Below are 6,307 nucleotides of genomic sequence, written 5' to 3'. Positions count from 1 at the left end.
GCTGCGTCACCGGTTGCGCGCCGCTCGGGCCAGGTGCGGGGCTTCGCCATGCAGCGGGGATTAGGACGGACCAGCGCCCGAACGCGACCGGGTGCTCATCTCCGTCGGTCTGCTGACACTCTCGGATCGCTTCGCTATACCGAACGCGAAAACGGAAGAGCCGCGCGTATGTCCATCGACCACGAAGACGACCTCGACGGCCTCAAGGAGATCAGCAGGTTTCGGGGGCGGGACAAAAACGGTTCTCTGATGGCGGCCATGTCAAGCGGGATGGCGATCCGTCCGTTCGGGGTCATGGTTCTTCTATGGTTGCCGCCCTTATTGCAAGATGTTGTGCGCGATACCTGAACCGCGACTCTCGCGGAGCCAGAGTAGGTGCGTCACGCCCGTTTCTCCAGGATCTTCTCCTTGAAGACTTCTGCCGGCGTCTTCCACCCGAGGCACTTGCGTGGCGTGTTGTTGAGGCGCTCGCAGATCATTTTCAAATGATGATCTGAGAGCGCCGACGGGTCGAGCTTGCGGGGTAGCCAACGACGGGCGCGGCGGTTGGTGTTCTCCACCGTGCCTTTCTGCCACGGCGCCGATGGATCGCAGAACCAGGTCTGCGTCCCGATCTCGGCCTGCAGGTGCGGCCAGCTCACGAATTCGCTGCCGCGGTCGAAGGTAATGGATCTGCGCGACGCGAGGGGCAGGGCGCGGATCGCCTCGATCATCTTGCCGATGACTGGCTGGGTGCGCTTGTTCGGATTCTTCAGCAGAACCGTGAACCGGCTGACGCGCTCGACGAGCGAGGTCACGTTGGCCTGGCCGAAGCGCTGCTTGAACAGCATCAAGTCGCCTTCCCAGTGATCGAACTGGCGACGATGCGCGACATCGTCGGGACGGAAGAGGATGCTGACATCGCGGTGGAACTTCGGCGGCAGACGTCGTCTGGCACGCCGCGGCCGGCGCGCCTTGCGGTGGGTCGGCAGGTACCACCAGAGTTCGTCCGCCATGCCTTCCCTGGAGTATATGTACCGGTAGATCGTCTCTTGTTGCGCGTGCACGGCGATGATCTCGCCAATCTCCTCGATGGAAGATTCGGACATGGCTGATGGCATGGCTATGCGTCCTCCCTTTCGCATACCATCGGATGCCGGGGCGGCGTGGATCAATAAAGCAGTCCAGTGGGGCGATTTGGGTTTCCGATCAAACGGTCAGCGGCGGCCGCCCTGCGCGGGCCAGCTGCGCCGCCTTCACGTTGAGCGCTTCGAGCACCGGGGTGCGCGGATCGCGTTGCGGCAGGATCAGCCCGACGCTGTGACCCGAGCCGTCGGTATCGAGTGGGAGCAGAGCGAGGTCGCGTCCGGTGGCCAGGAAACGGGCCATATCGGTCGGCAGGATCGCCACGCACTCGCCCGCCAGCGCACTGGCGATCAGCACGACGATGGAGTTGGATTCGATGCAGGTGCCTGCGGTTGCGCCCGCCTCCGCGATGCGCTGGTTCACGATGCGGCGGTTTTGCATGTCGGGGGTCAGAAGTGCGAGGGGGATGCCGTCCAGGTCAGCCCAGCCGGCACGCTCGCGTCGGGCCAGCGCATGACTGGTGCCGCAGACTGCCATGTAGTCCTCGCGGTAGATCGGTAACGTGTCGACACGGCCGAGAGGCTCGTTATCGAGGTAGGAGATGCCCGCATCTACTTCGAAGTTTTCCAGCATGGCGAGGATCTCGCGCGAGGTGCGCGACAGGATGGTGAAGCGCACGCGCGGATGTGCCTTGCTGAACTCGGAGGAGAGGTTGGCCGCCCAGGTCAGCGCGGTAGGGATCACCGCGAGCCGGATTTCGCCCGCCAGTCCGTGCCGTTTGGCGCGCATTTCGTCGCGCATCTGGCGGGTGTCGGCGACGATTTTGCGCGCCCAGGCGAGGGCGCTCTGGCCCTCCGGCGTCAGCCCGCCGAAGCGTGACCCGCGAAACACCAGCTGGGTGCCCAGCACCTCCTCGAGTTGCTTGATCCCGGCGGAGAGGGTGGGCTGCGAGATATTCAAGCTCTCTGCGGCGCGGCCGAAGTGCTGCTCGCGGGCGAGGGCGATGAACATCTCGAGCTTGTCGATCATGATTGGTTTTTCCGATCGGGAGCCGTTGGTTTGATCGGAAATGCCGCAAGACAATGATCCGATCAAGCCCGGGGCGCGGTCGCGAGCGCACCCCGGGCGGCGCATCACTCGCCGGCGACGGCCTGAAGCTCGGGCTCATCGTGGTGTTGTAGAGCGAGGGCGTCGGGTCAATGGTGCCCTCGGGCGCGATCTCCATCAGCCGCGCGATCGTCACCGTCTTGGCGGCGACGAGCTGTTCGAGCTGGGTCAGATGCCCCGAATTTCTCGGCAAAGGCGGCCGGGTCGACCTTGGCGGCGAGATCCTCGATGGCATTCGTCACCCACATCTGGCGCAGCCAGGTTATCGCAAGCGGGCCCAGTACACCTGCGGTGGACCACGCAGTCAGCGGCCGGCCGTGGATGCCGCCTACGTGCATGGTGCCGAACATGTCGGCCAGGTAGGCTGGGATCGTCGCAAAGCCGCCGCCGCCGTGCATCGAGAAAATGATCATCGTCGCGCCGTAGAAGCCGATCAGGTAGATCAGGGCCGGGTTGGTCGCCACGGCGCTCGCGAAGTAGGGGATCGACAGGTAGAGTAGGGTGCCCAGCACGAAGAAGCACATATAGGTCGCCTTGCGACCGATGTAGTCCGACGTGGAGGCCCAGAAGAACCGGCCCACCATGTTGAACACTAAGATCATCAGCACGTAGGTCGAGGCGAAAGCGGCGGTGACCACCAGCGGTATGACCGTACCGAAGATTTCCGTCATCATGGTCTTGGCCACGCCGATCACGCCGATACCGGCAGTCACATTGAAGCAAGCATTACCCAGAGCTGCCAGAATTGCGGTGTTTTCAGAGCCTGATCGATGTGCACGTTGTTCTGGCTGACCATGCCCTTGGCAGCAGGCTTGGGCTCCCAGCCCTCCGGTTTCCAGTCCGGGGCGGGAACGCGATACTGGAAGGCGGCGATCATCATCACCACAAAGTAGACGATCCCGAGCGTCAGGAAAGCCTCGGTGGCGCCGGTGCTGCCGGTGACGACAATGTAAACCCCGGCCTCGCCGCCCAGTTCGGCGGCCCGAGCCGCATTGGCGAGCACGACTTCGATCTGACCGGCGGCGGTTTCGGCAAAGGCACAGCCGCCTTCGACCACTGTTTGTACTGCCTCCGTGGTGCCCAGGTATTCCGGCGCGCGCTCGAACATGCCGCGGATGCCCAAAGGGCCTGCGATTACCTGGTTGCCGCTTCGGAAGAGAAGCAGGGGGACCGGGTGAACTGGCCCCCGTTTTTACCGGACAGCTTGTCTTGACGAAGGAGGCTTAGGGATAGCCTTAAGCTTATGCTCATGTCTGAGATTGAAATCCTCACCGACGGCGGCCGCCGTCGGCGCTGGTCTGCGGCGGAGAAGCTGCGGATCGTGGAAGAAACGAAGTATGACGGGGCGAGTATTTCTGCTGTTGCGCGTCGCAATGGCGTTGCCCCCAATCTTCTGTATCGTTGGCGCAAGCTTATGCTCGAAGGGGGCAGCATCGCCGTGGCACAAGATGACAGCGTGACCGGGAACAGAACCGTCCGCGAGATGGAAAGCCGCATCCGGGAACTTGAGCGCCAGCTCGGGCGCAAGACGATGGAAGTGGAAATCCTGAAGGAAGCCCTCGACAAGTCACGGGCAAAAAAACCGACCTTGCTTGCGCAGTCGCTGAAACCGGACGGTTCCCGATGAAAGCGGTGGCCACGACATTGGGCGTGTCCCGCTCAAACCTGCACGATCGGGTGCACGGAAGCGCAAAGCCGCGTCGGGGCTATCATAAAGCCCAGGACGCGGCGGTCCTGCCACGCATCCAGGCGCTTGTGGCGAAGCGCCCGACCTATGGCTACCGTCGCATTACCGCCATTTTGAACCGGGAGTTGCGTACGCGGGGCTTGCCGCCTGTTAACCATAAGCGCGTCTATCGCATCATGGAGCGTAACGATCTGCTGCTTCAGCGATCCGGCTTTGACCGGCCCGAACGGAACCATGACGGCAAGGTGGTGATGATGCGCTCGAACCTGCGTTGGTGCAGTGACGGCTTCGAGTTCACCTGCTGGAACGGTGACATCATCCGGGCGGCTTTTCTGATAGACGCCCACGACCGAGAGATCATCTCCTGGCGGGCGGTGGCGAATGCCGGGATCAGCGGATCGGATGTGCGTGACATGCTGCTGGAGGCGGTTGAGCACCGGTTCCGCGCCTATCAAGCGCCGGAGCGGGTCGAGGTGCTCTCCGACAACGGCAGCGCCTATGCCGCCAAAGAAACGCGCATCTTCGCGCAACAACTCGGGTTGAAATCCTGCTTCACGCCGGTCAAGAGCCCGCAATCCAACGGCATGTCAGAGGCGTTCGTGAAAACCCTGAAGCGTGACTACGTTCGCGTGAACCCGCTGCCAGATGCCGAAACTGTGCTGTCATTGATTGGAGACTGGATCGAAGACTATAACGAAAACCATCCTCACAGCGGCCTGAAATGGAAATCGCCTCGCGAGTTCATTAGAGCCAAAACCGAAACCGCTTAGGTGTCCGGTGAAATGGGGGCTGGATCACCGGGCTGCCTGAAGGGCCGCGCTGCCCGCATCGTTTGTTAGAATTCCCCGGGCGAACTGAGTTTATCGAAACCTTTGGGCGGACGATGGTGGAGTTCGCCGAACTCGGATACTCGACGCTGGTTGTCGATTGGCGCGGTCACGGTCTTTCCGATCGCATCGCCCAAGATCCTAAGCTTGGCCACGTCGGACGGTTCTCCGACTATCAACTCGACGTCGCGGCGATGGTTCAGGCTGCTCGTCAACTTGGAATGCCGGAACCTTGGTACCTGCTTGGGAACTCCATGGGGGCATGTATCGGGCTTCGGGCCCTTATCAATGGGCTACCGGTCGCAGCTTGCGCCTTCTGTGCGCCAATGTGGGGCATAAAGCTATCCCTTCTGGCTCGCATCTTCGCCTGGCCTGTGAGCTGGGCTGCGTCTGTCTCGGGCAGCGGTCAACGATACGCGCCCGGACATTCAGGCGAGAGCTATATCCTGAGCGTAGACTACCCAAGTAACCGACGCACGAATGATGAAGACATGTATCTCTACATGGTCCGCCAGGCGGAGGCTGCACCTGAACTGCACACCGGGGGCCCGAGTATGACGTGGCTGAACCAAGTCTTACTAGAAACCAAGAAACTCTCCAGAGTCCCATCGCCGAGCTTGCCATGTATAAGCTTTTGCCCTGAGGAGGACGAACTCGTAAGCCTATCTGCCGTCAAGAGCCGGATGGCCCGCTGGGCGGGGGGGACGCTCGAGTTCATTCCCGGTGCGAAGCACAACCTTTTGCTGGAAGAGACAGAGATATGTCGGCACATCTTCACGGGTTCCGTCGCAAAGTTCGCATCCAGCGGAAATTCGTTCCACTTGGTTGTCGCTCAGGCCGCAAGGCTGGCATAGATTGCGAACGGGCAGCTTTCGCCGAGTTGTCCTTTCCTGATCATGTGCGCGGTTTCGATACCGTCTAAAGTTGCTGTCGCTGAGCTTAGCGCCTTGAAGCCCATCATCGGCCTGATCCTCCGTTTGACCGCCCGGTGGTCCTGCTCCACGATGTTGTTGAGGTACTTGGACCGATAAACTGCAATTCTCCGGTCTGAGCCCACCTTCCGAAGCGCTTCGTTCATCCCTGCGAGTCCAGCCGTATTAGCGCCGCTCTTGTCGATGGCGCAGGATCGGGGTAGCCCGTTCGCAGTGACTGCCTTGGCCAGAAATCGCAACGCTGCTGCTTCGTTTCGTTGTTCGGAAAGCATGAAATCAAGGGTTTGCCCGTTCCGATCCACTGCACGATAGAGGTAGCACCAATCCCCGCGGACCTTCACGTAAGTCTCATCGAGACGCCAGGACGGAGCCGTAGCCGCTTTGCGTCGCTGCGCGACCGCCGCCAGGGCCGATGCATATTTCACGACCCAACGGTTCAGAGTTGCGTGATCGACGCGGATGCCGCGCTCCGCTAGGATCTCCTCGAGGTCGCGATAGGACACGGCGTAGCGGACATAGAAAAAGACCGCGTGCAGGATAACATCCTGCGGGAATTGCGCACCTGTCATGGTCACGTAATTCGTGAGACTCACGGTTGATTTTCTCGTTTGTTTTCAGCGGCGACTTGGTAAGGTTAACTTTAGGATGGTAAAGTTATTTATGAGATGGTAACTTTAACCGTGAGACAG

Annotated in this window: 5 protein-coding genes and 2 pseudogenes; 3 read left to right on the top strand and 4 right to left on the bottom strand. The window is 61.1% G+C overall.

Annotated elements, in window-relative coordinates; all coding sequences use genetic code 11:
- The first annotated feature begins 168 nt into the window (after positions 1–168).
- A complete protein-coding gene (locus C6Y53_RS19815; RefSeq protein ID WP_149615684.1) occupies positions 169–348 on the top strand; it encodes a hypothetical protein in 180 nt (59 codons plus the stop codon).
- A gap of 32 nt (positions 349–380) precedes the next feature.
- On the opposite strand, the pseudogene C6Y53_RS19810 reads toward C6Y53_RS19815, so the two are convergent.
- The 3 genes and pseudogenes from C6Y53_RS19810 to C6Y53_RS19800 form a co-directional block, all read right to left on the bottom strand.
- Positions 381–1,040, bottom strand: a pseudogene (locus C6Y53_RS19810) (IS30 family transposase); the annotation flags it as partial.
- Positions 1,041–1,188: 148 nt separating this feature from the next.
- Positions 1,189–2,094: a LysR family transcriptional regulator gene (locus C6Y53_RS19805; RefSeq protein ID WP_149615683.1), complete on the bottom strand. Its 906-nt coding sequence runs from the start codon at positions 2,092–2,094 to the stop codon at positions 1,189–1,191.
- Positions 2,095–2,230: 136 nt separating this feature from the next.
- A pseudogene (locus C6Y53_RS19800) lies at positions 2,231–3,274 on the bottom strand (MFS transporter); the annotation flags it as partial.
- Positions 3,275–3,415: 141 nt separating this feature from the next.
- Here C6Y53_RS19800 and C6Y53_RS19795 point away from each other — a divergent pair.
- A protein-coding gene (locus C6Y53_RS19795; RefSeq protein WP_149615682.1) for an IS3 family transposase occupies positions 3,416–4,629 on the top strand; the annotation gives its coding sequence in 2 pieces (ribosomal slippage) (positions 3,416–3,746 and positions 3,746–4,629; 1,215 coding nt in all).
- A gap of 62 nt (positions 4,630–4,691) precedes the next feature.
- Complete coding sequence (locus tag C6Y53_RS21500) at positions 4,692–5,540, top strand: alpha/beta fold hydrolase (protein WP_211299558.1); 849 nt, start codon at positions 4,692–4,694, stop codon at positions 5,538–5,540.
- On the opposite strand, the gene C6Y53_RS19785 is transcribed toward C6Y53_RS21500, so the two are convergent.
- Entirely contained in the window at positions 5,519–6,187 is a 669-nt protein-coding gene (locus tag C6Y53_RS19785) for an IS6 family transposase (RefSeq protein WP_149615695.1), read from the bottom strand. The genes C6Y53_RS21500 and C6Y53_RS19785 overlap by 22 nt on opposite strands.
- Between the last annotated feature and the right edge of the window lie 120 nt (positions 6,188–6,307).

The sequence above is a fragment of the Pukyongiella litopenaei genome (genome assembly GCF_003008555.2).
GTDB classification, from domain to species: Bacteria; Pseudomonadota; Alphaproteobacteria; order Rhodobacterales; family Rhodobacteraceae; genus Pukyongiella; species Pukyongiella litopenaei.
Note: the sequence above shows the minus strand (reverse complement) of the source record. Positions and strands in the feature narration are given on the sequence as shown.